This is a genomic window from Pseudomonas sp. ICBG1301 (assembly GCF_016918385.1).
Classification (GTDB): Bacteria; Pseudomonadota; Gammaproteobacteria; order Pseudomonadales; family Pseudomonadaceae; genus Aquipseudomonas; species Aquipseudomonas palleroniana.
In genome coordinates, this window is record NZ_JAEKGB010000021.1 from 1 (window position 1) to 3,432 (window position 3,432).

Annotated in this window: 1 protein-coding gene; it reads right to left on the bottom strand. The window is 57.2% G+C overall.

Going from position 1 to position 3,432, the window contains the following annotated elements; translation table 11 throughout:
* Positions 1-3,432: immunoglobulin-like domain-containing protein (locus JBE38_RS27485; protein WP_342592933.1), on the bottom strand; the 3,432-nt coding region annotated here is incomplete at both ends.

The following is a 3,432-nucleotide window of genomic DNA, read 5'->3' on the forward strand; positions in this document are numbered from 1 at the left end:
TTACTGCTGCGCCGTTTTTATCCACAAGGCTGGCGGTGTAAACGATGTTGCCGCCTTCGCCCACAGTGTTGGTCGCGGTCAGGACCACATCGACCTTGTCGATGGTGTCGTTGATGATCGTTGTCGCTCCGTTACCGGCAACTTCCAGCTTCTCGAAGTTACCGCCTGTGGCGTCGGTGATCTTGACGGTCTGGGTGCTCTTGTCGATGAACACGTCATCGCTAGGTGCTGGGACGGTCACAGTGCCGACGGTATCGCCAGCCTTGATAGTGATGGTCGAACCGTTGTCCAGCTTCAGCGTGACGTCGGTGCCGGCCTTGTTGCTCAAGGTCGCGGTATAGGTGATCTGACCACCTTCGTTGACCGCACTTGGCGCGGTCAGCGTCACAGTGGTGGTATCTGCGGTGCCCGGTGTGTCAGTTACGGTCGTTGTGACTTTATCGGTACCTGGCACCAGATTTTCGAAATGCTCGCCGCCGCTCACAGTTTTGATCGCGGTGGTGACGGTTTGATCGCCTTTATAGACGTCGTTTGGAGCGACTACAGAAACAGACCCGCTCGACTGATTTACACCGATGGTGATGGTTTGGCCGTTATCCAGGGTGACTGTCAGCGGGTTGGTGATGTTGGTTACTGCTGCGCCGTTCTTATCCACAAGGCTGGCGGTGTAAACGATGTTGCCGCCTTCGCCAACAGTGTTGGTGGCGGTCAGGATCACATCGACCTTGTCGATGGTGTCGTTGATAGTCGTTGTCGCGCCGTTACCTGCAACTTCCAATTTCTCGAAGTTGCCGCCGGTAGCGTCAGTGATCTTGACGGTCTGAGTGCTCTTGTCGATGAACACGTCATCGCTTGGTGCAGGAACGGTCACAGTGCCGAGGGTGTCACCAGCCTTGATGGTAATGCTCGAGCCGTTGTCGAGTTTCAGGGTGACGTCAGTACCTGCTTTGTTAGAAAGCGTGGCGGTGTAGGTGATCTGACCGCCTTCGTTAACGGCGCTTGGCGCGGTCAGCGTGACGGTGGTGGTGTCCGTAGTGCTCGGAGTATCGGTAACGGTGGTATTTACCGGCGCAGTGCCCGGCACCAGGTTCTCGAAATGCTCGCCGCCGGTCACAGTTTTGATCGCGGTGGTGACGGTCTGGTCGCCTTTGTAGACGTCGTTTGGAGCGACTACCGAGACAGAACCGCTGGATTGGTTCACACCGATGGTGATGGTTTTACCGTTATCCAGGGTGACGGTCAGCGGGTTGGTGATGTTAGTCACCGCATTACCTGACTTATCGACCAGCGAAGCGGTGTAAAGGATGTTGCCGCCCTCACCAACAGTGTTGGTGGCGGTCAGGACCACATCGACCTTGTCGATGGTGTCGTTGATAGTCGTTGTCGCGCCGTTACCTGCAACTTCCAGCTTCTCGAAGTTGCCGCCGGTAGCGTCGGTGATCTTGACGGTCTGCGTGCTCTTGTCGATGAACACGTCATCGCTCGGCGCTGGGACGGTCACAGTGCCGACGGTATCGCCAGCCTTGATGGTGATGGTCGATCCGTTGTCCAGCTTCAGCGTGACGTCGGTGCCGGCCTTGTTGCTCAAGGTCGCGGTGTACGTAATCTGACCACCTTCGTTGACCGCGCTTGGCGCGGTCAGCGTCACGGTAGTGGTGTCCGCAGTGCTCGGAGTATCGGTAACGGTGGTATTTACCGGCGCAGTGCCCGGTACCAGGTTCTCGAAGTGTTCGCCGCCGGTGACGCCTTTGATGGCGGTGGTGACGGTTTGATCGCCTTTATAGACGTCGTTTGGAGCGACTACAGAAACAGACCCGCTCGACTGGTTTACACCGATGGTGATGGTCTGGCCGTTATCCAGAGTGACCGTTAACGGGTTGGTGATGTTAGTCACCGCATTACCCGACTTGTCGACCAGCGAAGCGGTGTAAACGATATTGCCGCCTTCACCGACGGTGTTGGTGGCGGTCAGGACCACATCGACCTTGTCGATGGTGTCGTTGATAGTCGTTGTCGCGCCGTTGCCTGCAACTTCCAGCTTCTCGAAGTTGCCGCCGGTAGCGTCGGTGATCTTGACGGTCTGCGTGCTCTTGTCGATGAACACGTCATCGCTAGGCGCCGGAAGGGTCACGGTGCCGACGGTGTCACCGGCCTTGATGGTGATGGTGGAACCGTTGTCGAGTTTCAGGGTGACGTCAGTACCCGCTTTGTTAGAAAGCGTGGCGGTGTACGTAATCTGACCACCTTCATTAACTGCGCTTGGCGCGGTCAGGGTCACGGTGGTGGTGTCCGCAGTGCCCGGAGTATCGGTAACGGTGGTGTTCACCGGCGTAGTGCCCGGTACCAGATTTTCGAAGTGTTCGCCGCCAGTGACGCCTTTGATGGCGGTGGTGACGGTTTGATCGCCCTTATAGACGTCGTTCGGAGCGACTACCGAGACGGAACCGCTGGATTGGTTCACACCAATGGTGATGGTCTGGCCGTTATCCAACGTCACGGTCAGTGGGTTGGTGATGTTGGTCACCGCATTACCCGACTTGTCGACCAGCGAAGCGGTGTAAACGATATTGCCGCCTTCACCGACAGTGTTGGTGGCCGTCAGGACCACATCGACTTTGTCGATGGTGTCATTGATGGTCGTTGTCGCACCGTTACCGGCAACTTCCAGCTTCTCGAAGTTACCGCCGATAGCGTCGGTGATCTTGACGGTCTGCGTGCTCTTGTCGATGAACACGTCATCGCTTGGCGCAGGAACGGTCACAGTACCGACGGTGTCACCAGCCTTGATAGTAATGCTCGAGCCGTTGTCGAGTTTCAGGGTGACGTCGGTGCCGGCCTTGTTGCTCAAGGTAGCGGTGTAGATGATCTGACCACCTTCGTTGACCGCACTTGGCGCGGTCAGGGTCACAGTGGTGGTGTCCGCAGTACCCGGAGTATCGGTAACGGTGGTATTTACCGGCGTAGTGCCCGGCACCAGGTTCTCGAAGTGCTCGCCGCCGGTAACGCCTTTGATGGCGGCAGTGACAGTTTGGTCGCCTTGATAGACGTCGTTTGGAGCGACTACCGCGACAGAACCGCTCGACTGGTTTACACCAATGGTGATGGTCTGGCCGTTATCCAGGGTGACGGTCAGCGGATTGGTGATGTTGGTTACTGCTGCGCCGTTTTTATCCACAAGGCTGGCGGTGTAGACGATATTGCCGCCCTCACCAACAGTGTTGGTCGCGGTCAGGACCACATCGACCTTGTCGATGGTGTCGTTGATCGTGGTGGTTGCGCCGTTACCTGCAACTTCCAGCTTTTCAAAGTTACCGCCGGTAGCGTCGGTGATCTTGACGGTCTGCGTGCTCTTGTCGATGAACACGTCATCGCTAGGCGCAGGGACGGTCACGGTGCCGACGGTATCGCCAGCCTTGATGGTGATGTTCGAAC